At 51.6% G+C, this 22,499-nt stretch carries 18 protein-coding genes and 2 pseudogenes; 9 read left to right on the top strand and 11 right to left on the bottom strand.

Translation table 11 applies throughout. The annotated features are described in order from the left end of the window. Positions 1-268: 268 nt before the first annotated feature. Both ABVS15_RS03165 and ABVS15_RS03160 read left to right on the top strand, forming a co-directional pair. Positions 269-1,216: a LysR family transcriptional regulator gene (locus ABVS15_RS03165; protein ID WP_369282313.1), complete on the top strand. Its 948-nt coding sequence runs from the start codon at positions 269-271 to the stop codon at positions 1,214-1,216. 274 nt (positions 1,217-1,490) lie between these two features. Further along, positions 1,491-2,831, top strand: a complete 1,341-nt coding sequence (locus ABVS15_RS03160; RefSeq protein WP_369282312.1) for an amidohydrolase — start codon at positions 1,491-1,493, stop codon at positions 2,829-2,831. 69 nt (positions 2,832-2,900) lie between these two features. Here ABVS15_RS03160 and ABVS15_RS03155 read toward each other — a convergent pair whose 3' ends face one another. The 3 genes and pseudogenes from ABVS15_RS03155 to ABVS15_RS03145 form a co-directional block, all read right to left on the bottom strand. Continuing rightward, the gene (locus ABVS15_RS03155; RefSeq protein WP_369282311.1) at positions 2,901-4,457 is read right to left on the bottom strand and encodes a recombinase family protein; all 1,557 of its coding nucleotides are present in this window, start codon (positions 4,455-4,457) and stop codon (positions 2,901-2,903) included. Between the two features lie 672 nt (positions 4,458-5,129). Continuing rightward, a pseudogene (locus ABVS15_RS03150) lies at positions 5,130-5,477 on the bottom strand (manganese catalase family protein); the annotation flags it as partial. Next, entirely contained in the window at positions 5,477-6,934 is a 1,458-nt protein-coding gene (locus ABVS15_RS03145; protein ID WP_369282310.1) for a recombinase family protein, read from the bottom strand. The pseudogene ABVS15_RS03150 and the gene ABVS15_RS03145, both read right to left, overlap by 1 nt. 562 nt (positions 6,935-7,496) lie before the next feature. Between ABVS15_RS03145 and ABVS15_RS03140 the strand changes: the two genes are divergently transcribed. Then, on the top strand, positions 7,497-7,685 hold the full coding sequence (locus tag ABVS15_RS03140) for a hypothetical protein (RefSeq protein WP_369282309.1): 189 nt from the start codon (positions 7,497-7,499) through the stop codon (positions 7,683-7,685). 1,255 nt (positions 7,686-8,940) lie between these two features. Here the strand turns inward: ABVS15_RS03140 and ABVS15_RS03135 are convergent. From ABVS15_RS03135 to ABVS15_RS03125, 3 genes are all read right to left on the bottom strand, one after another. Continuing rightward, positions 8,941-9,369, bottom strand: coding sequence for a superoxide dismutase family protein (locus tag ABVS15_RS03135; protein WP_369282533.1), 429 nt, complete (start codon positions 9,367-9,369; stop codon positions 8,941-8,943). Positions 9,370-9,568: 199 nt separating this feature from the next. Then, positions 9,569-9,718 (bottom strand): hypothetical protein, encoded by a 150-nt coding sequence (locus ABVS15_RS03130; protein ID WP_369282308.1) that lies wholly within the window; start codon positions 9,716-9,718, stop codon positions 9,569-9,571. A gap of 193 nt (positions 9,719-9,911) precedes the next feature. Further along, entirely contained in the window at positions 9,912-10,433 is a 522-nt protein-coding gene (locus ABVS15_RS03125; RefSeq protein ID WP_369282307.1) for an isochorismatase family protein, read from the bottom strand. A 319-nt stretch (positions 10,434-10,752) separates the two neighbouring features. On the opposite strand from ABVS15_RS03125, the gene ABVS15_RS03120 reads away from it, so the two are divergent. Continuing rightward, positions 10,753-12,105, top strand: coding sequence for a DEAD/DEAH box helicase (locus tag ABVS15_RS03120; protein WP_369282306.1), 1,353 nt, complete (start codon positions 10,753-10,755; stop codon positions 12,103-12,105). 105 nt (positions 12,106-12,210) lie between these two features. Here the strand turns inward: ABVS15_RS03120 and ABVS15_RS03115 are convergent. Together ABVS15_RS03115 and ABVS15_RS03110 are read right to left on the bottom strand one after the other, a co-directional pair. After that, positions 12,211-12,306: pseudogene (locus tag ABVS15_RS03115) on the bottom strand (manganese catalase family protein); the annotation flags it as partial. Then, positions 12,306-12,755, bottom strand: coding sequence for a spore coat protein CotJB (locus ABVS15_RS03110; RefSeq protein WP_293008898.1), 450 nt, complete (start codon positions 12,753-12,755; stop codon positions 12,306-12,308). The pseudogene ABVS15_RS03115 and the gene ABVS15_RS03110, both read right to left, overlap by 1 nt. Positions 12,756-12,983: 228 nt before the next feature. Between ABVS15_RS03110 and ABVS15_RS03105 the strand changes: the two genes are divergently transcribed. From ABVS15_RS03105 to ABVS15_RS03095, 3 genes are all read left to right on the top strand, one after another. Continuing rightward, the gene (locus ABVS15_RS03105; RefSeq protein WP_369282305.1) at positions 12,984-13,709 is read left to right on the top strand and encodes an N-acetylmuramoyl-L-alanine amidase; all 726 of its coding nucleotides are present in this window, start codon (positions 12,984-12,986) and stop codon (positions 13,707-13,709) included. Continuing rightward, positions 13,710-15,104 carry a DNA repair protein RadA gene (gene radA, locus ABVS15_RS03100; RefSeq protein WP_369282304.1) on the top strand — a complete coding sequence of 465 codons (1,395 nt, stop codon included), beginning with the start codon at positions 13,710-13,712 and terminating at the stop codon, positions 15,102-15,104. 944 nt (positions 15,105-16,048) lie between these two features. After that, entirely contained in the window at positions 16,049-17,065 is a 1,017-nt protein-coding gene (locus ABVS15_RS03095; RefSeq protein WP_369282303.1) for a tyrosine recombinase XerC, read from the top strand. Between the two features lie 81 nt (positions 17,066-17,146). On the opposite strand, the gene ABVS15_RS03090 is transcribed toward ABVS15_RS03095, so the two are convergent. The 3 genes from ABVS15_RS03090 to fba all read right to left on the bottom strand — a co-directional run bounded on the left by ABVS15_RS03090 (position 17,147) and on the right by fba (position 20,507). Continuing rightward, entirely contained in the window at positions 17,147-18,802 is a 1,656-nt protein-coding gene (locus ABVS15_RS03090; protein WP_369282302.1) for an S-layer homology domain-containing protein, read from the bottom strand. A 105-nt stretch (positions 18,803-18,907) separates the two neighbouring features. Continuing rightward, positions 18,908-19,411 (bottom strand): amidase domain-containing protein, encoded by a 504-nt coding sequence (locus ABVS15_RS03085; RefSeq protein ID WP_369282301.1) that lies wholly within the window; start codon positions 19,409-19,411, stop codon positions 18,908-18,910. Positions 19,412-19,568: 157 nt separating this feature from the next. Beyond that, positions 19,569-20,507, bottom strand: a complete 939-nt coding sequence (gene fba, locus ABVS15_RS03080; protein ID WP_369282300.1) for a class II fructose-1,6-bisphosphate aldolase — start codon at positions 20,505-20,507, stop codon at positions 19,569-19,571. A 240-nt stretch (positions 20,508-20,747) separates the two neighbouring features. On the opposite strand from fba, the gene ABVS15_RS03075 reads away from it, so the two are divergent. Further along, a complete protein-coding gene (locus tag ABVS15_RS03075; RefSeq protein ID WP_369282299.1) occupies positions 20,748-21,986 on the top strand; it encodes a 6-phosphofructokinase in 1,239 nt (412 codons plus the stop codon). A 192-nt stretch (positions 21,987-22,178) separates the two neighbouring features. After that, positions 22,179-22,430 carry a hypothetical protein gene (locus ABVS15_RS03070; protein WP_369282298.1) on the top strand — a complete coding sequence of 84 codons (252 nt, stop codon included), beginning with the start codon at positions 22,179-22,181 and terminating at the stop codon, positions 22,428-22,430. Positions 22,431-22,499: the final 69 nt, after the last annotated feature.

Genomic DNA, 22,499 nt, shown 5'->3' with positions numbered 1-22,499 from the left:
AAGTTATGTCAATAGTTTGTGCAGGAGAAAGAATTTGCAAAAGCACATCTATAAAAAGAGCAAGTAAATTTTTGTTATTATATCACTTTGTCGGAAAATGTGATAATATTGTTTTTACCATCGCAATAATACATTTTTAGTATATCATTTAGAGGAAGTTGAATAAGACAAACCGGCTATTCAGGGTTATGATGGATTATATCTCAGAAAAAGCCGGTGCCATTTCTCGAAGAAGAACAGCAGCTTTGCTGAGAAGGGGACGCTCAATATGACAAATAATCAGATCCGCTACATGATTGAAGTGGCAAAAACAGGCAGTGTAAATCAGGCAGCAAGAAATCTTTTTATCTCCCAATCCTCACTTTCCAATGCAATTCAAAGTGTTGAGACGGAATTTGGACGAAAAATTTTCAGCCGAAGTAAAAAAGGGATGACATTGACGCCATTTGGTCGCCAGTTTATCGCCTATATCACGCCCATTGAGCGCCAGCTACGCCAGCTGTACGCAATGCGCAACACAACGGCGTCGACACCTCAAAACACTTTGTCCGTCATCAGCAACGGTTTTTACTATCTTTCAGATATCGCAGAAGCCATGGGGCGACGCCACAGAGAAGGCGGTCTGCACCTTTCTTTGCGGGAAGAATACAGCGGAAATGTGACCGATGCCGTGGTGAGTGGCGATGCCGATATTGCCGTTGTCCGCATATGGAGCTGCTATCGCGACCAACTTCTGGAGAGATTCCTCTCTGCAAATCTTCTGTATCATCCAATCTGTGAAATGCAACTGGGTGTGGATGTTGGCCCCAAAAATCCGTTATACAACTCTCAAGAAGAAGACATTTTACCAGAGCAACTGGCCGGGTATCCACAAATCATGGATGAAAGTCTGGACTGCGGCCCATATGCAGATATTTTTCCCAGAATTGGTCTGCCAGTGGAGAAGATGCGCTATATTGTGAACTCCCGTGCCGCAACTTATGAGATACTCAACAAAACAGACGGATATGTTTTGAATTCCAGACGAGTGCAAAAGCCAGGGAAAGTGAACCTTGGAGCCTATGAGTGGCGATTTCTTTTATTCCGAAATTGCGAAATCAGTTCCGAGATTGGTTGGGTCAGTAAGGAAAACAGCGTTTTGAGCGCGGAGGCAAGAGAATTTGTGCGCTTACTGCAAGATCAATTACTATATATCGGGTTTGAGTATATTAATTAATCGACATTAACTATAATGTAAAAACGACGAATATTACATTAAAGCAGAGAAGTGTTTTCGTGAAATTGCAAGCAATGAAATTAAACCTGCAAAAAAACAATGGAGGAGTTTATTTGTGCCATTTTTAGTGGCTCTGACCGGCCCAAACAGTGTCATGGATTGGGGACTTTGGATCATTTTGATTGCTTTGTCCACCATCATTCTATGGTTGTATTTTAGACCTAAAAAATGAAGCTCCGACGGATAGACAGTCGGATTCGAGGAGGAGTACATGATGGATGAAATCGAGAAAAAAATCTGCGCCGTGATCGACAAGCATCGGGACGAACTGATCGCTTTCGGCGAGGACCTATGGCTCCATGCGGAGCTGGGTTTTCAGGAACACCGTACAGCGGGTAAATTTGCTAATCAGATGAAGTCGCTTGGGCTTCGTACCGAGGAAAGTTTGGCAGTAACCGGGGTAAAAAGCTATCTCAAAGATAGCGCGGATGGTCCCACTGTGTGCCTCATGGGTGAATTTGATGGATTGCCTATCCCGACACATCCACATGCCAATCCAGAGACTGGGGCAGCACACTGCTGCGGCCACCATGCGCAAGCAACCGGCGTTGTCGGCGCAGCAATTGCACTTTGCGACCCGGAGATTGCTGAGGCGCTGGACGGAAATGTAGTATTCTTCGGCGTTCCCGCCGAGGAGTATGTAGAAATCGAGAAGCGCAATAAAATGCGTCAGCAGGGACTGATTCGTTATGGATGTGGAAAGTGCGAACTGTTGCGGATCGGGGCAATGGATGATTTGGACATTGTGGTGGGTCACCATGCTTCCACCTCGAAGCAATATCTGGTGGCAAACCGTTCCTGCAACGGCTTTGTGACCAAGATGGTGCAGTTTCATGGCCGTGCAGCACATGCTGCGGGAGAGCCGGAGCGAGGTATTGACGCGATGAACGCAGCAAATATCGCCATGCATGCGGTTGATGTGCAGAGGGAATCATTCCGGGACGGAGATACCGTGCGGGTACACGCCTGTATTTCCAAAGGAGGCGATGCGCCCAATATTATAGCAGATGATGTGCGGCTGGAGTATTCCATTCGCGGCAAGACCATTCCGGCCTATCAGGACGCGGCACGAAAGGTAGATCGCGCGATGCATGCTGGCGCAGTGGCTACAGGCTGCGGCTTGACAATTACGAATCTTCCGGGAAATTTACCGATTGTGCCGGTGAAGGACGCCAGTGTCGTAGAGGAGGCATTGCAGCTTATCTGCGGTGATACGCCGGTAACCTGTACAGGGCCGGAGTTTCATTCTACCAGTTCTGGCGATTATGGAGACGTGAGCTGCATCATGCCGCTGCTGCAGTTCAACACCGGTGGATTCCGCGGAACACTGCATTCGCCGGATGTAGAACTGACTGATCTTGATGATGCGTATATAGTTCCGGCGAAGGTGTTTGCCCTGATTGCCTATAAGCTACTTAAAAATGGAGGTAATCGTGCCAAAGCTATCATTGACAGTTTTGAGGCAGTCCTGACAAAGGAGCAGTATCTGAAACTCATGGAGGGTATGCTTTCTGTCGATGAGATGGAGATGAAGCTTCTGCCTGCACTCGAATAAAGTCGGCATATGAAAAGGATAGAGATGTAAAAACATCTCTATCCTTTTATTTCATACTATTTTTCAATTTCAAAAGTTCCAATGAATTTCAATGGGAACCTCTTTTGTGCCGGGGATACGCTTTCCGACAGATATGTAGTCGATCAGGATTTCTACCATTTCCCGCGTTAGATGCTGAATGTTGGTATATTGCTCAATCAACTCCTGGCGATTATCTCCGGCGAAAATCCGTTCATCCAGCTCTGCAAGCTGCATCTGACTATCGTTTACCACTCGCTCAAGCCGCTCTTTTTCTGAAGAAAAGTCAGCAGTCATTGATACAAAATCTTTCTGAGAGATAATACCACGGACCTTATCCATATAGAGTTCAAGGATACCTTTGGCATATTCATCAATTTTTCTCTGATAGGAATCCATGTCCTTCACAAGCTTCTGCCGCCGTGCCTTGAGCGTGTCACAGAATTCAATATTCCGTTCCAGCTCGTCTTTATCCAAATATTCGGACGAGAGGCGCCGGAGCTCTTTGAGAACCATTTGTTCAAGCCTATCCATCGAAATAAAGGAGCCAATGCAGGACTCCTTCGAAACATGCCGGTTAGAACATTGCAGATAGTGTCTGCCGTGATTTTTGGAGGAACGCATGGTGTAGCCACAATTCATGCACTTGACCTTTCCGGCAAATAGGCCAATGGTTCCCACGGTAAAGGGTTTCGCCCGCTGCCTGATAAGCGATTGCACCTTATTCCACAAATCCTGATCAATGATTGCTTCATGGGTGCCTTCCACGCGATACCACTGTGTTTTGGGCCTCGGTTTATTTTTCTTTGTTTTGTATGAAATACTGCCGTATTTACCCTGCACCATGTTCCCAATATAGATTTCGTTGGTCAGCATATCAGAGACGGCAAAATATTTCCAGAGGGTGCTGTTTTTTTGTTTTGGCTGCTGATATCGGAGCCCATGTAGACGTTTGTATTCTGTTGGATTGGGAATACCCCTGTCATTTAACATTCTGGCAATGGCAGTTTTTCCGTACCCTTGGGAAAAGAGCGTAAAGACTTCCCGTACTATGGCGGCAGCCTCAGCATCAATGATGAGATGTCCTTTTTCTTCTGGGTCTTTCCGATAGCCATATAGGGCAAAAGCACCAATGTGGAGCCCGTTTTGCCTGCGGCTTGTCAAAACGCTGCGGATATTCTCTGACATATCCTCCAAGTACCACTCATTTACAAGGCCGTTGATCTGTCTGGACTTTTTATTTCCCTTAATGGCAGTGTCCGCGTTATCCACGATACTGACAAATCGGACGCCCCAGACTGGAAAGAGTCCATGGATGTATTTCTCCACCAGCTCCAATTCTCGGGTAAAGCGGGATTGTGTCTTGCATAGGACGATATCAAACTTTTGCTGCTCCGCATCGACAATCAGGCGTTTAAACTCAGGACGATTTCGGTCCGAACCAGTGTAATCATCATCACTGTAAATGTTAAATACTTCCCACTCGTGAAGCATGGAATACTGCAACAGCATGGATTTTTGATTCTGAATGCTGCCGGAATCATCGCTTGCTTCTTGTTTATTTCTGTCTTCTTCAGATAATCTGCAATAAATAGCTACTCTACTCATTTCAATTCACCTGGTAAATAAGGAAGTGCCTCTTCCAAACAATGAGGAAAACGCGGCCCTCAATACTTATACCCCTGAAAGTATTTGCTTGGACTTTTCCAATTGATTGATCAGAGTGATCCAAATTTTAGTGTAGTACTCTGATGAAAGCTTTTGTCCCTCCTTGAAAACACTCGTACAAATACTTTGATTGTCCATGTACAAAGCTCCTTTCCCGAGATAGAATCACGCACAAAATTCTCATTAGAATAATATGAGGCTGTACTCAAAGAACAGTACGTATAAAATTCAGTAAACATATCAGAGCTCCGGATTATTCAATATATCAATCCCGCTATATCCCCGAAGCCCCTCAGATATTGTCCGTTTGACGGCTTTAACCCGTGAAATTATTTCGGACAGCACGCCAGACAAGTATCTTGAGAAATGGATTGAGTTTGTCTGCACCAATTCGTTTTCAGAACAAAAGCCTATGTATTCCCTAAACAGCCTTTCAAATGTAATTTTACCAGCCATATCTGTAATGAGGCGAGGAGAAGCTCTTGCTTAATATTCAACTCCCGGAGATTCGTTTACCAAAACGAATCTCCGGGAGAGCTTTAATAGATACAATATCGAGGTTTTCTGATATCTCTGGTCAGTTAAAATATGTTGTCCTTACACCATCGCACCATCCGCCGCCAAATCCTCAGTCAAATCCGCAATGGTATCGCCGGTAACGGCAATACCGTCCGCGCTCCACGGGGAACCGGAAGCTGCGGTGGGGTAGACCGAGGTGGTGTGGTCGATAAAATAGGGGGCAAAGCCGCCTTCCTTTACGTCACTTTCCGTGAGATTCCGGGTTAGCTGATGGACGATGGTCCCCACCATCTCCAGATGACCCAGCTCTTCTGTTCCAATATCTGTTAAAAGCCCTTTCAGCTCGGGATAGGGCATGGAGTACCGCTGGCTCAGATACCGCAGCGATGCGCCGAGTTCTCCATGGGGTCCTCCATATTGTAAGAGACTACGAAAATCAATTAAAAGATAAGGCGGTAGTGCATTTGCAGAAGGTTTTGAGATTTGTCCCAGGTGGCGTATTCGATGATGGAGTGGGCGGCTTCGGATTTCTGCTCCATGGTCGCGGTATCGGAGGTAATGGTTTTCAGCGCCGAACGAATGGACTTTTTTATAATGACGGGAGTGCCGAGCTGGGCACTCTCTTTTTCAGCCTTTTTTAGCTGAGCAGCCACCTCGTACAGCTTTTCCTGCGCGGGCTCTTTCGCGGCCTTATATTCCTCCACGGTGTCGGCTCCGGCAAGATATGCATCCCGCAGTCGGCCCAGTTTTTTAGTGAGGGAATCCTGCTGGGTACGCAGCGCGTTTAATTTCTCCTCGCCGCCATCCTTAATCCGAATCACTTCGTATTGGATGGGAAAATCGGTTTCAAGGTCAATTTGCAGGCGGCGAATGATGGCCTCCTTCAAAAGCTCGGTAGAAACGTGCTGGGAGGTTTTACAGCAGCCTCGGACATAGTGATTGCACTTCCAGTAGTTCGGCTTTGCGTAAATCATGGTAGCGCCGCAGGAGGAACAGCGGATCAGTCCGGAAATCCAGTCTTTATTGCTGCCGAGGGGCCGCCCGTGATATTTCCATGTGGCTTTCAGCTCCGCGATGCGGGACTGGGCAATGTTCCATGTGTCCATATCAATCAAAGGCTCGTGTTTTCCATCCGCCAGCACAATGGCGGTGTCTGTGAAATTGCGGTGAGTGATGCCGGAGGGATTCCAGCGAAGCTTTCCAATGTAAACTGGATTGCGAAGAATGTACTCCACTGTGCGGTTTTCAAAAAGATTCCCACGATGCGTCCGAACGCCGATGGAATTCAGCCATTTGGCAATGGGGTAAAAACCTTCTCCCTCACAGAAGCGGCGGAAGATTTCTTTTATGTAAGCAGCTTCCGGTTCGCTTGGAACCAGCACATTGTCCTGCACTGCGTATCCGAAGGACGGGTTGGATTGCAGCTCACCACGGCGGTGCTTTTCCTCCATCCCGCGCTTTACCTCTTCGGCAAGGTTGATGGAGTAATATTCGTCCATTGCCTCAATCAGGGCCTCCATAAGAATGCCCAGCTTTCCTTCGGCAATCGGCTCACTGATGGAAAGCACCTCAATGTGAAGCTGCTTTCGCAGGACGGACTTATAAAACACTGCGTCGTCCCGGTTGCGGGCAAAGCGGGAGAACTTCCAGAGAAGGATTGCGTCAAAGGGCTTGGGCTTTAATTTTGCCGTTCCGATCAGGTGGCGGAACGCGTCCCTGCCCGCAATCTTCCGTCCGGAAATTCCTTCATCCACAAACACGTATTCGTCTGGGACAATCCAGCCGTTTTTCGCCGCCCATTTCCGAATCTCCACAAGCTGGCTGGCGGGAGACAGCTCAGCCTGGTCTTCCGTGCTGACACGGATGTACGCAGCGGCGATTCTATATTCGTCTGGCATGGGGCTTCACCTCTATTCCTCCGGATTTCCGAGCATCTGCGCAGAAACAATTTTCAAAAGGTCCTTTGCAATCTGCTCTAAAAGCGCGTCTATTATGAAATCACGCTTTTCGGCATCAGGCTCGAACATAATTTGCATAGCCTTTTTGGATGTAATCACAGCATATCCCACTCTCGTCCTTGGGATGCATGGATAGTCAATATCCGTCCGGATTTTTTCCTTTTGGGAGCTTGGCGGAAAAAAGAAATTTGACTGGAATAGTGCGTGAGAATCGCGTAATCTGAGATTTGGTTGAGTGACAGGAAACGTTTTACGTTATTCACCTCAGCTCGTTGCTCCAAGGCTTTTCATCTGGCTGTGCAGGCGCATCCAGACGGTAAATAGATGCGCCATCATCAGATGCACTATGAAAATTAGGAACATAAACATAAGAAGCCAGCAGTAACGCCAGCAAATTTCCAAATCTGAAAGAGGCAGTGCGCTGATACGACTTTTGGCGGAGCGGAAGGACGAGAGCATAGGACAACCACGGAAAACCATAGGCTGCATTGAGGTGAGGGACATGGCAAAACGGCAGCAGGAGCCTATCCGGGTAGAGGCGTTTGTGACTGTGAACGGACAGGAAGTGAATATTGACACGCTGCCGAAGGAAAAGCGCAGCGAAATCGGCGCTGCACTAAAGGTGACCTATCTGAACGCACTTTTCCGGGGCAAAGTCGTGTTCCGCATAGAGGAGGAGCCAAAGCCATGATGTGCCCCAAAAGCGTGTCCGCGCGAAAGAGCACGATAAAGAGAACCACGTACAAAGCAGAGTTCCCCATGTGTGCTGGCGGTGCTGGCGGAACGGCTACGCGGACCCGCTGGACAAGCACCACATTTTCGGCGGGGTGCTGCGGAAGAAGTCGGAGCAGTATGAACTGGTAGTCTACCTGTGCAACAATGGCTGCCATGAAAACGGGCCGGAGACCGCGTACTGGAACCCGGAAACCATGCAACAGCTTCACGAATACGGCCGGCGGAAAACGACTGGATCACGGAAAACTTTATCCGGGAGTTCGGAAGAAATTATTTGTGAGGGGAACACTTTATGAGCCAGAAATCAGAAAAATGCGCCCGCAAAATGGGCCGCAGGCTGGACCGACTGGAAAAACCGTGACGGACGTTTTGGGCGAGACTGCCGGAATTCCGGAGGGATTCACCGGGCGGACACTGACCTTGCGGATCAAGTACATACTGGAGTATGTGATTTTGGGAACAAAAGGGCGGTGGCGACAAGATGAAGAGAATTAGTTTATTGGACACCACTTTGGCGATCAAGCTATATCACCGTGGGGCTATGAGTCAAAAAAGTGGTGGTGCGTAAGCACCACCACTTTACAGCCTCCATTCACACACCTAGGTACTACTAATCCACAACCATCACTTTTTTAAGTAAGTCAATAGTGCGAGCAGTAGGACGTTGGCTGAAATGATTAGTGTAAAGACTTGGAATGTAGTCATGGTAAGTCCTCCTTCAAACGCCGATGGAGGCTGCAATTACAGTATAGGACATGTTAAAAGAATATAAAGTTGAAACTCAGTCGCATTTCAGAAGAAAAATTTTGCTTTTGAAACCACAGAAAAGAAACTTCAAAATAGGAAGATTCATCTGCGCTTAATTTTACAGAAGCAGGCCCCGCCTTAAAAAGGCGGGGCGGAAACTTTATCGTTTGTCATCGCCGGGTTTATGCCGGTTTCCCGACTGCTTTTTATCATTGCGGCCCTCGCCGTCAAGGGCGCTTTGTGCAAATGTCGGACCGCCCTTTGCTTTTTTCAGGCGGACAGGCTTTGGGTCAAGCTGGCTGTCTTTTGGCATTTTGAATCACCTCACCTGTATTTTTGGCAGATTCAAAATTTATATCCTTTGACAAAACAAGTGCGGGCGCACCATCGGCAGAGCATGTATAGAATCATGAGAATAAAAAAGCGCCGTCCCCGGTGTATAAGACCGGAGACGGCATAGCCGCTCAACAGCAACATGAGGGTATGTTTTTATAAATTTGCCCGCAGGCAATCTTAGGGCCTGAATCCCCGGACGGTTGCGTTGTGAAATCATCCCGATACCTATGGATTACGACGGTTTTGCCTACAATTTCGTCTACGAAAAATCTGTTTGTAAAAACCGTCATGAATGCGAAGCCCTGATTTCCGAAAAGCGGAGGAAGATCACCTGCGTGGTCCGGGTGCAAGCAATTTCTCGGATTGTAGTGTCCGCCCGTATCGGCAAAGGGGTCTGTCGCATTCCCTGCACATATGGCACCCTCGTGAATATGAAAGCCGAAGATCTCAGCTCCACAGGGACCGTCATCATAGGGTAATCCGGTCACTTCCGCTGCTACAAGCACTCCGGACCTTGTCTGATAAAACCGGACGATTCCGCGAATTTCGGGATACATCACGCTCCCGTTTATTTGTGCACAAGCATTTGGTGATTGATTGAAATTTATGAGATGCACTGTCATATCACCCCTTGATATCTTATGAAAAGCAAGTGGAAATGACACTAAATAGTAACCGGAAGAAGGCGAGATTTGTGTGGCTCCGGCAGCCAGCGGAAGTAGAAAAAGAAAACCGCCCCGGTTAAGGGGCGGTAGATCAAAGGTCCTGAAGGTCGGCGGCGGGAAGATCGTTTTCTAGATTGTCCCTTGCCAAGTCTGTGTCAATGACCGGGTAGACGTTCTCCGGAATAGGTTTGTCACCGTCTTCGTCTTTCAAAATTTGCGGCAGATTTTTCTTTGGGTCCATACGATCACCTCCAAAATAGTCTTTGCCAAATTGTTTTAAATATTTTGTAGGTGGCTTTTTAACGCCTATGGGTATTAGCCGATATGCGGGGCGGGGCCGGGCCTATGCCCCGCTCCAAGAAGGAAGTACATATGAAAAACGGGCAAAGGCGGCAGGCATGCGGGTGGCCAAGACCGTGGCGCAGACGGCAGTTTCAGCGATCATCTGTCTCGGGACATTCCTGCTCCGGTTGGTGGGCCAGCACCCGGTTAATAATTTTCATGCCCGCCTCGTGGTAGTCGCGTCCGTTTGTAGACGCGCAGAACTCCCCGAGAACATCGAAGTCATAGCCTGCGTCGAAAAGCGTAATTGCCGATGCTAATACGCAGGCATCCGTATCAAAACCGACCAGATCAATATGAGAGCACTGCCCCACCAAACGGGACAGGTCTTCATGCGGGAGTCCGTAAGTCGTTTTTTCCTCGACCACCGTCGGCAACCCGGCCGGGGGGTGGATCAGCAGGGAATCGGAACAGGCGTCCAGACCGCTGTATCGGTGCAGCCGGTTATAGAACGGCGACTGCGGCGTATTTTTGTAATAAGTCAGGATACAGTAGTCATATCTGCCGGTCTCGACCAATCTTTGGATTTCAGGAACACGGTCTCTGGTGGTGTCCGTCAGAAATTCCTTCTGAACATCAATAATCAGAAGTGTGTTGCAGAAAGGTTTGATCATAACAATGCCTCCGGATCTGATTCATTCCGATGTCTTGGGTTAGAATGCACGGGTGAGCACTGTTTCATTCGTTGGGCTTCGTACAGAGGTTTCGAGTTGGACAAGAATACACAACGCCAGTCAGGGCGGAGCGCTGCCCTTAAATATGAAATACGGATATCATTCAGGGAGAAATGCTGCTGGTTTAAAATTGTCTTTTCATTTTTGCAATTTGTGGTATACTTAAAATAATAAAGTAGTTTCTGCGGTTCCCGTTGATCTTTATTAACGGGAACCGCGCTGCTTTCTTAATTCGTACAAAGTAGGACGCATCTGTGCCATGTGCATGAGTGCCGCCTATTCTGATATTTTAGAAGAAGAGAATGACATGACATTTAAAGAACTAAACCTCGCAGCACCTATTTTAAAGGCGGTTGAACGCCAAGGATACACAACACCGACTCCCATTCAGGAAAAAGCAATTCCTTTGCTATTGCAAAAGAAAGACCTGATTGGCTGCGCCCAAACCGGTACGGGCAAGACCGCGGCCTTTGCCCTTCCAATTCTTCAAAACCTTGCGATGGAGCAAAAAAAGGGTATTAAGGCATTGATTCTCACGCCCACAAGAGAACTGGCCATTCAAATTCAGGAGAATTTTGAGGAATATGGAGCCAACCTGCGTCTTCGCTGCGCTGTTATCTTTGGCGGCGTCAGTCAGGTGCCGCAAATAGAAAAACTGCGGCGAGGCGTTGATATCTTAATTGCGACGCCTGGGCGACTGTGCGACCTGATGAATCAAGGCTATATCGACATCTCGCAAATTCAAGTTTTTGTCTTGGATGAGGCTGACCGGATGCTGGATATGGGCTTTATCAATGATGTAAAGAAAGTTCTGCGCGCGCTGCCGGAGAAGCGGCAGACGCTTCTTTTCAGCGCCACAATGCCAAAAGAGATTGAGGCGCTTGCAAACACGATTCTTCACGACCCGGTTACAGTGAAAGTAGACCCCGTGTCCAGCACGGCGGCCTCCATTGACCAGCATATATATTTTATCGATAAGAAAAACAAACGCTACCTGCTGGCAAAACTGCTTCGTGGCCGCGACATTAAAAGCGCACTGGTATTTACCCGGACAAAGCATGTTGCCAACAGGGTAGTCGAGGAGTTGGCCGGATCCGATGTGGTGGCGATGGCTATTCATGGGAACAAGAGCCAGACCGCCCGACAGACCGCCCTGAAACGCTTCAAAAACGGAGATATCAAAATCCTTGTTGCAACAGATATTGCGGCAAGAGGAATTGATATTCCTGAGCTATCCCACGTGTTTAACTATGAATTGCCAAATGAAGCGGAAACTTATGTTCACCGTATCGGCAGAACCGGCCGTGCTGGTTTAGGCGGCATTGCCATTAGTTTCTGTGACTATGATGAAATTTCGTACCTAAAGGATATCGAACGGCTGGTAGGGCGGACTATTCCCGTAGAAAAATCAGAGTGGCCAATGAAAATCCTGCAAAAGTCTGAAAAGGCACCGCAAACCAGATACGGCCACGGTCGTTCACATTCCCCCTCATCATCCTCTAATCCCAGACATTCACAAGCCCGGACGGTCGTTTCTGAAAGGCCTCATGCTGCATCCGAGAAAGCGCATGATCGCGTGGCAGGCAATCGAAAAAGACGCGAGCGCCGGTAAAAGCCTCCCCTGGTTTGGGGCAGGACACAGCGCACCCTGTGTAAAAGCAAAACATCACGTCTTCGGTTTCCCGGAGACGTGATGTTTTTGTAGTCTGTTGAAATACGGTCCTCCGTATTGACTGATAATTAACGCCGCCAGCTTGGGATTCGGAGTTTTGATATTAACGGGATATTGCAGCTTTTTTTCATAAACAAACATCAGCCGTTCACTCCTTCATCCCAGGGCCATGGGTCATTTAGCCAGATAAAGCCTTCCTGCTCCGTAATATCGGTCTGGAGGAGGGGCCCGTACATTTTGCGATACGTTATCCGGCCCTCTTGGGCAAGCTTGATATAGGACCAGTAGAGATTCAAAACCTCCTGGTCCTTGGGGTGGGTGGTGAGATAAAGGCCCAGCTCGTCGATCGCAAAATCAAGCGCCATCAACTCCGCCAAGGCGGTGTTGTTGGTTTTCAGCTTGTCAGTCATTGCCGCCTTAAAAGGCAGGTCCAGCCCCGGAAACAGTGTCCCCGTCTGAAGCGCCGTGGCGTTTTCATAGCGGGGCGGGTCCTGATCCTGCATGGGCACATAGGGAAAAGCCAGCGGCGCACAGCGTCCGGGAAGGCTCCCGTCGTTTTGGCCGCAGGAATTCAATTCAGGTCTATCCATCTGCAAAAATACTCCTTCCTTTGCGCAGGTTTGCTCAGACTGCGCACGGTATCGTGCGCTTATGCCATACTATGCCGGGCAAACCTCGCGGGTACATCTTGCGGGACCGGGCGAAAGGGTGCTATAATATTCGGGGGCCAGCACAGTCAGCCATATCGGCTGCTTCGCCCCATCCGAAGGACATAATGGAAAAGCCGTACCTCATATTCTTCACGGGAGGTGACGGCGATGGTTGTTTTTATACGCAGAACCCATCTGGGCTTTTCCGCGCTGCTGCTTACGGCGGTGGCGGGAATGGCGTTGATTTTGTGGCAGGGGAGTGGGAGTGTCTCCGTGCTCTCGGCCCAGCCGGTGGGAAGCCCCAGCCGCGTGGTGGTGGTGGACCCGGGCCATGGCGGAGAGGACGGCGGCGCGGTGGCCGGAGACGGCACAGTGGAAAGCGGGCTGAATTTGCAGATTGCCGGGCGGCTGGACGCGCTGCTTCAGTTTTTGGGGCAGGAGACAGTGATGACCCGGACGGAGGACGTGTCCATCCATTCTCCGGAAGCTACAACATTGCGGCAGAAAAAGGCCTCCGACCTTAAAAACCGGGTAGCGCTGGTAAACAGTCTGGAAAACGCGGTGCTCCTCAGCATCCATCAAAACAGTTTACCGGGTTCTCCGAAAACCCATGGTGCACAGGTGTTTTACAACGGCGTGGAGCCTGCCCCGGCACTGGCCGCGACCGTACAGGAGCGGCTGAACAGCAACGTAAATACCGGAAACGGAAAAACACCCAAGCGTATTTCCGATTCCATCTATCTCACGAAAAACGCCACGGCTCCGGCAATCATTGTGGAGTGCGGCTTCCTCTCCAACAGTGCGGAAACCACCCGCCTGCAAGAGCCGGGATACCAGACACGGCTGGCGCTCGCCATTGCCGCCGGATATTTTTCTACGGAGGAAACATCATAGATGAAAGTGAAAAGCACGTTTTACTGCACGGAATGTGGAAACGAGACGCCCAAATGGGCGGGGAAGTGCCCCGCCTGCGGCGCTTGGAACACGGTGGTGGAGCGTCCTGCGGAAGCCGCGCCGAAAAAGTCCCGAGGGATCGGGAAAGCGACGGCTCCGGCAATCCCCGTCGTGGGGGGAGCCCGCCGTGCCCGCCCGGTGACGGATTTGGAAACCGCATCGGAAATTCGCTTTCCCACCGGAATGGGAGAGCTGGACCGGGTCCTTGGCGGCGGAGCCGTCAAGGGTTCTCTGGTGCTGGTGGGCGGCGCGCCGGGTATTGGAAAGTCCACGCTGATGCTGCAAATTTGCAGCAAGCTGTGTGAATTCTCCAAGGTTTTGTATGTATCCGGAGAGGAGTCGGAGCACCAGCTAAAGCTCCGGGCAAAACGGCTGGATGTGGAGAGCGAACAGCTGTTCGTCATCTCCGAAACCTGCCTGGGGGACGTGCTGGAAACAGTGGCGGTAGAGCAGCCCGATATTCTCATCATCGACTCTATCCAGACGCTGTACAACGACGCGCTGGATTCTCCCGCCGGAAGCGTGGGGCAGGTGAAGGACTGCACTATGGCCCTGATGCAGCTTGCCAAGGGGCAGGAGGTCACCGTGTTCGTCATCGGGCATGTGAATAAAGAGGGCTCCATTGCCGGACCCAAGGTTTTGGAGCACATGGTGGACTGCGTGCTGTATTTCGAGGGAGATCAGCACAGCTCCTATCGTATTTTACGAGCGGCAAAAAATCGCTTTGGGGCCACCAATGAAATCGGCGTATTCGAGATGGAGGACGCAGGCCTGCACGAGGTAGAAAACCCCTCGGAGCTGCTGCTGGCGGGTCGCCCGGCGGATGCACCGGGGAGCTGCGTCACCTGTGTGATGGAGGGGGTGCGGCCTGTGCTGGCGGAGGTGCAGGCCCTGATTGCTCCCAGCGGCTACGGAACGCCCCGCCGCACCAGCAACGGCTTTGATTATAACCGTGCGGCCATGCTGATTGCGGTACTGGAAAAGAGGGGAGGGCTGAAGCTCTCCACCTGCGACACCTACTTAAATATCATCGGCGGATTGTGGCTGGACGAGCCTGCCGCCGACCTTGCCGCCGCCGTGGCACTGGCCTCCAGTTATCTGGATCAGCCCATTCCCAGCGACCTGGTGGCTATCGGAGAGGTAGGTTTAACAGGGGAGCTGCGCAGCGTCAGCCAGCTCAGCCAGCGGGTGAACGAAGTGCAGCGTCTGGGCTTTAAGCGCTGCCTGATTCCGGAGCACCGGTCCCAATCGCTCCATCCACCGGCGGGATTGGAACTGATTCCGGTGCGGAATATTGGGGAGGCTCTGCGCTCCGTGCTGCGCAAACAGGGATGAAGTGAACGCAGCCGCTTCCGGCGGGGAGAACTCCCGCAGCGGCCGCACAGTCCAAATCGCACAGTCCGTCCTTTTGATAGATACAGGCAGAGGTGCATGGAATAAGCCCCATAAAATTCAGTCCATTCCTTTCAGTTTGAGATGCTTGCAGGCAGTTCAGATGTTTGCGGCTAGGATGTGCTGAAACGGCGGAGTTTATGTTTTGAAAAAAGAAACCGGCCCGACTTTGCGCCGGGTCGGTCTGGCATCTCCCGGAACGAAGCCAGCGAACCACGTGATGGCTGACGCGCTGCTTTTTCGGAAGAATGTCCTTGCCGAGCAACGGAGGCGGAAACTTTCGGTTGACAAGTGACCAGCGCCGCTCTATACTTGTGTCAAAACAACCTTGCACCTGAATGGGAGTTGTTTTGACACAGCCAATACGGTGCGGAAGGAGGACGGCAAGCTAGGTTCGGAGGCGACGAAAACACACGCCATCGAATACCAAGACGGAACAACAACGTTTATTTTGTTGCCCGGAGCGGCTGGCCCCAAGCGCGGTGCGGGGCGCTGCTTCCGACGTGCTGCCTACGACACGCAGCGCGCGCAGCCCGGTGGCACGTCGGGGCGCAGGGCGGACAGTCGGCATTGTTTTACAATGACGATTGAACAAAATAAAAATTTTGTTCAAAGCAGGGGAGTCAAACAAGCATTGATATACTCCGACCGTCTGCTATTCAATAGATGCCAAACCCCTTGCCATCGGTTAAAAAAAGCCGTACCATTACCGACCCGGGTTTCTATCTATAAGGTACGAGGGCACAGTATCTGTGCCGACCGCTCGCAAAATCTATCCCGGTAAACCCGTTTCCAGCGATTTGAGTAGCTTTTTATGAAGATTCATGTTTTCAGACCGCTCTGGTGGCTGCGCTAACAAAGTCATTACATAATTTGAGGGTGATATTTTGAACGATTACCGCACCGAAGCGCCGCCGGTCCTGCGGGACTTTCTGGCTTATCACGAAACCATCAAAGCCCACTCCAGACGAACCGTGGATGAATATTTTCTGGACCTGCGGAACTTTTTCCGTTATATGAAGCAGACACGGGACCTGTCCCTGCGGAACAGGCGTCTGGACGAAGTCTCAATTCTGGATGTGGATTTAGACTTTGTTAAATCTGTAACATTAACAGATATTTATGGATACATGACCTATCTCAGCCGCGACCGAATTTTGCATCAAAACAGCTCTTCGTCAGATTATGGACTGAACGCTGCCTCCAGAGCACGAAAAATTGCAACGCTCCGCTCTTTTTACAATTATCTGACCAATAAGGTCCATCTGATCACAGAAAACCCCGTGAAGGATATCGATTCTCCAAAAACCAGAAAAACACTGCCAAAATATCTGACGCTGGATGAAAGCATCCGGCTTCTAGGGTCGGTTGACGGAAAGAACCGCGAACGGGATTACTGCATCCTGACGCTGTTTCTAAACTGCGGATTGCGGATTTCCGAGCTGGTGGGTCTGAATTTAAATGATATTCAGGACGAGGCCCTTCGGATTTTGGGCAAGGGCAATAAAGTCCGCATCGTGTATCTGAACGAGGCCTGCAAGGATGCGCTGCAGCGATATCTGGCAGTGCGGCGCCCCGTGTCTGGACGGGACAGCAGCGCCCTGCTTCTATCAGAACAGAACAAGCGTATCAGCCGCTCCGGCGTGCATGCACTGGTGAAAAAGCATCTTGGCCAAGCCGGACTGGACGCGTCGGAATACTCTTCTCACAAGCTTCGCCACACGGCCGCCACGCTGATGCTCCAAAATGGCGTAGATGTGAAAGCGGTGCAGGAGGTTTTAGGTCACGAGCACCTGAACACCACAGAGATCTACACCCATATTGATAACGAGGCCCTCCGTGTTGCCGCCAAAGCCAATCCCCTTTCGCAGGTTAAGGCCCCGAAAAAACCGCTGGATTCCTGAGCCTTGGCAATATTTATCTTTCCCCTCTTCCCTGTTCCAAAAAAGACAAGGTCCCCGGAAATTTCCGGGGACCTTGTCTTTTTACTTGGATGTCAGCAAGCTGCTCCAGTTCCAGTCGGCTTCAGCGGGAATGGTTCCCAGCCGCCACAGGGAAACGCCGGTAATGTCCAGCAGTTTGGCGGCGCCAAGCTTGACGTGAACGCTGTCGTTGTCGTCGTACCACACGAAATAGCGGCTGCCGTCCTCCGTGGTATAGATTGCATAGGGCTGCTGATAGGTGTCAGACCAGCCCTTTTCCGTATTCGACTGTCCCAGCCGCTGATGCAGCGTTTCATTAGAGGGATAGACCGGCGTTCCGGAGAGAAGCTTTCCGTCCGTGCCGATTTTCCAAGCCATGGGTTTGCTGGAGAATCCCAAAAGCAGCTTGGTCTGATTGTCAGAGCCCATTTGGGCGGCGGCGGCCAGCAACGAGGCGTATATCTGGTCCGCGGGAGCCTGCGCGGCGGTCTTGTAATACTCCGTTCCCACAAAGGAGGACATATCTGCGGTGTTGTAGTCATAGGCCATCAGAATCACCCGGTCGGCAAGTGCACCGATGGCAGAGTAATCATAACCGTCGTAATAGCTGCCAGTGGTTAAAATCGGAGAAACGCAGACGTACAGGCTCTTGCCAAGGGAGTTCACTTTACTGGAAAGCGTCGTCAAAAACGCCGTAAAATCGGATTTTTGCGCCGCCCGCAAACCCTCAAAGTCAATCGTCACACCGGAATAAGGATTCTTTCCCACGGCGTTGTAGGAAACGGTTAGTTCATTGAAGATCTGCGCCACCGCCGCCGATCTTCCGGCCTCCGAGGCCAGCAACTCCCGCACGCCGCCGGTTATATCCATATAAACGCTCAGGTTCAGTGGCGTGCCGTTTGCGTCCAGATATGCGGTTACATCCTGATAGCCGCTGGGAACGGCATACTCATTGCCGCCAGTCGAAGTGGTGGAAAGCAGCGCTGTGGTTCCGTCCCAGGTCATCCTGCTCCACCCGGCGCTGACGGCTTCCATTCCGTCCGTCAGGTCAAGCTGGCTTCGGGAGGAAATGGCATAGAACCCGTGGACAAACTCCGTGGCGCGGCTGAGCTTCTCGTAAATGCGTACCAGCATGGCGGCGGCCTGCCCCCGGGTTGCGGTTGCGCTGGGGGCGAAGGTGGTTTCAGAGGTGCCGGAGGTCATGCCGATTTGATAGGCCACGGCCACATAGCCCTTCCCTGCCGCTACATCGGTAAACGGAAGGGTGGTCGATTTTTCCTGAATCGCGGCCGCCCCCTTCAGACCCGCAGCACGCACCAGCATCTCGGACATCTCGGCGCGGGTGATAGGCACGTCCGGGCGAAATTTTTCGCTCCGGTCCACCACGTCATGAGCCAACGCCGTTTCCACAACAGAGTACCATGTGTGGGAGGAGGGCACATCGGAAAAGGAGGGCTGCTGAGGCAGCTTTCCGTCCCAGTTCATGGTTTTCACCATCATCCGCACCAGCACCGCGGCAAATTGGCCACGGGTGATGGGATCCGAATAGCCGAAACTGGAGGCGCTGTATCCGCCCATCAGACCGTAGTCTGCGGCCTTTTGCACCTCGGCCGCAAGAGCACTCCCCACCGGAATATCCCGGAAGGACGCGGCGGAAACCGGCAGTGCGGACACCACTGTGAGGGCGGCGGCCAGCAGCGCCGCACAAAGCTTTTTCATATGTATTCGCCTTTCTTATTTCAATATTTTCCAATAAAATTAATCACGGCTGTCGGAGTATTTCCGACAGCCGTGATTATAGCACCTTTTTTCGCCGCGTTCAAGTCACGCACGATTAACGCCGAGGATTTTGACAGGTCGAATGAGGACGTACTCATAGCTGTTCAGCGGTCTGTTGTCCGCGTCGAAGCTGTGAGCCGCCACGAGAATGTCCTCCGGCCCATAGGGCGGCTGCGCCTCCACCACAATCGGTGAATGCTGAAAACGGTTCCCGCCGAGAGAGAGCTGCACCAGATCGCCCGGACGCAGCTCCCAAAGCTGACATTCCACACCCACAGGGCCCACCGAGGTCTGGGCCCGTGTGAGGAAGTTGAACAAATACTCCACCCCCGTCCACGCGGGGGCCTTTCGATTTGCATTGATATAGTACCAGCCGTAGGTTGGGAGAAAATTCATCACGCCGCCCCCGGCATAAAGACACTGGGATGCAAAGTTTGTGCAGTCTCCACCGATATTTTCGTAGTCGTAAAAGGCCGGATTCCGGCCATAGGCCCAGCGGTGGGCGTACCACACCGCGGCCTGACGGTCATACTCCTGTAAAAGGTTCATGGGTACCCCTCCCCTGCCCCCAGCTTATGCCACGGAGAGGAATCTGTGCCATCACCGGCCTTATGCGAGACACACCCGCCCATGCAACTTTTGCATAAGCAGTGCAGACTGTATGAAAAAGCAGGGAGGTAATTCCCCCCTGCCCTTTTTTTAACGGTTAAATCTTGTGGTCGCAGCCCAGAACGTGAATCAGCTTATGGGCAACCATATCCCTGATAGCCTGACGGGCGGGCTTGAGATACTGGCGAGGGTCAAAATCGCTGGGATTGTGGGCAAAGTGCTCCCGGATGCAGGCCGTCATGGCAAGGCGGAGATCGGAGTCAATGTTGATTTTGCACACGGACAGCTCCGCCGCGTGTCGCAATTGATCCTCCGGCACGCCGATGGCGCCGGGCATATTGCCGCCAAATTGATTGATTTTTTCCACAAACTCCTGCGGTACGGAGGACGATCCGTGGAGCACAATGGGGAAGCCGGGCAGACGACGGGAAACCTCCTCCAGCACGTCAAACCGAAGCTGGGGCTTGGTGCCGGGCTTGAACTTGAACGCACCGTGGCTGGTGCCAATGGCGATGGCCAGAGAGTCGCAGCCGGTGCGGGAGACAAATTCCTCCACCTCTTCGGGGCGGGTGTAGGAGGAGTCCTCGGCGCTGACGTTTACCTCGTCCTCAATCCCTGCAAGGGTCCCCAGCTCCGCCTCCACCACCACGCCATGGTCGTGGGCGTATTCCACAACCTTCCGGGTGATTTCGATATTTTCGTCGAAGGGCTTGCCGGAGGCGTCGATCATCACGGAGGTAAAGCCGCCGTCGATGCAGCTCTTACAGGTTTCAAAATCCGGGCCGTGGTCCAGATGGAGCACGATGGGAACGTTGGGACACTCAATGACCGCAGCCTCCACCAGCTTAATAAGATAGGTGTGGTTGGCGTAGGCCCGGGCGCCCTTGGATACCTGAAGAATCAGGGGGGCATCCAGATCACGGGCGGCCTCGGTGATACCCTGCACAATCTCCATATTGTTGACGTTGAACGCACCGATGGCATAGCCGCCTTCATAGGCTTTTTTAAACATTTCGGTTGACGTGACCAGTGGCATATCAATCATCTCCTGTCAAAATTATTGTTTTCCCGGCGCGGTGAGGACACGCGCCCGGGTCCGTGCATCCATCCGAAGCGGTTTGGATGCGTTTTTAAGAAAACGATTTTCTGTTATCATAATAGCACAGAGAAATAAAATTGCAAGTATTTACAATTGTAGGTGAACATGATAAGATATTTTCACTTATATATCTATTAAACCCGGCTTTCCGGGATGAAAAATCAGGAGGAACTATCCATGGGTGAACTGAAAGGCGCCTGCATTTTGGGCCAGTCCGGAGGTCCCACTTCTGTAATCAACGCCAGCGCGTACGGCGTAATTGCCACCGCACTGAATTCTCCCGCTATCACTGCGGTTTACGGTGCGGAGCACGGCATCAAGGGCGTTTTGAACGACCGCCTGTTCGACATGGGCAAGGAGGACCCGGCAGAGCTGGAGCTTTTGAAGTACACACCCTCTTCCGCGCTTGGCTCCTGCCGCTATAAAATGGCGGACCCGGACATGGACGACACCGACTACAAGCGCATTCTGGAGACGTTTAAGAAGTATGACGTGCGCTACTTCTTTTATAACGGCGGCAACGACTCTATGGACACCTGCAACAAAATTTCCAAGTATATGCAGAAGGTGGGCTATGAGTGCCGCGTGATGGGCGTACCCAAAACCATCGACAACGATTTGTATGGCACAGACCACTGCCCCGGTTACGCCTCCGCCGCCAAGTACATCGCAACAAGCTGCATGGAGGTTTATCAGGACGCCCGGGTCTATGACACCGGAATGGTCTGCATTATCGAAATCATGGGCCGCCATGCCGGGTGGCTTGCCGGCGCGGCCGCGCTGGCCACAGCCTACGGCGCAGGTCCCGATCTGGTCTATTTGCCGGAGACGGACTTCAATATGGAGGAATTTCTGGCCGATGTGGAGCGCATCTACAAGGAAAAGGGCAACTGCATGGTTGCCGTGTCCGAGGGGATTCACTATCCAGACGGCACCTTTGTCTCGGAGGCAAAGGCCTCTGCCACCGACGGGTTCGGTCATGCCCAGCTTGGAGGCCTTGCCGCCACGCTTGCCGCCGTCGTCAAGGAGAAAACCGGCGCCAAGGTTCGGGGCATCGAGCTGAGCCTTTTGCAGCGCTGTGGTGCACATCTGGCTTCTGAGACGGACATTGAGGAGTCTTTCATGGCGGGAAAAGCCGCCGTGGAAAACGCGGCCAACGGCATCACCGACAAAATGGTGGGCTTTGAGCGGACCGAGCGGGACGGGCATTACGTCTGCAAAACGGCGCTGCTGAACCTGACCGACGTTGCCAATACGGAGAAAAAGGTTCCCCGTGAGTGGATTAATGCCAGAGGAAACGGCGTGGAGCAGCCCTTTATCGACTATGTACTGCCTTTGATTCAGGGCGAGCCAAAGCTGCCCAAGGAGGACTCCCTCCCCCGCTTTGCAAGGCTTAAAAAGGTATTGGCGAAATAAAACCGGCGATACCGCGCGGCCCGCTCGAATGAGCGGGCCGCATATAATTTAAGAGGGCTGTTACAATGCGTATCGTCCTCGTTTATATCTTGCGAACGCATCCAATTTCGTCCGCCGGACGGTGGTACAGTGCACTGAAGTCGTTCGCTATGAATATGATAGATTGCGGCCTGTGTATTGGAGGTAATTATTTTGGAGCTTGAAACTTGTCGCAATAATGATACCGTCATGGACACTGTCATGATCGCACGCATTCTTCGTGCCGAGCGCTGCCAGCTGCTGGTGTGCGACTGCGCTACAAACCAAGAGGTTGTTGTTCATGCAAACAATGCATGCTGCTTTTCCTGTGGTGAGTGCGTATGCATCCGTTACAGCGGAGCCATGACGATGAGCCTACCCCCACAGATTTCCGCCACCTGCGTTGCGCGGCACTGTGGAAAGTAAGTGTACTTCTCCTATATAGCAGAGAGGGCCTTTCGGCCCTCTCTGTTTTATTGAACCCTGCGGACTGTT

Origin of the sequence: Oscillibacter sp. GMB15532 (assembly GCF_041020825.1) — a bacterium.
In the GTDB taxonomy this organism is placed as follows: domain Bacteria; phylum Bacillota; class Clostridia; order Oscillospirales; family Oscillospiraceae; genus Oscillibacter.
The sequence above is the reverse complement of the archived record's forward strand: the minus strand, read 5'-3'. Positions and strand labels throughout refer to the sequence as shown.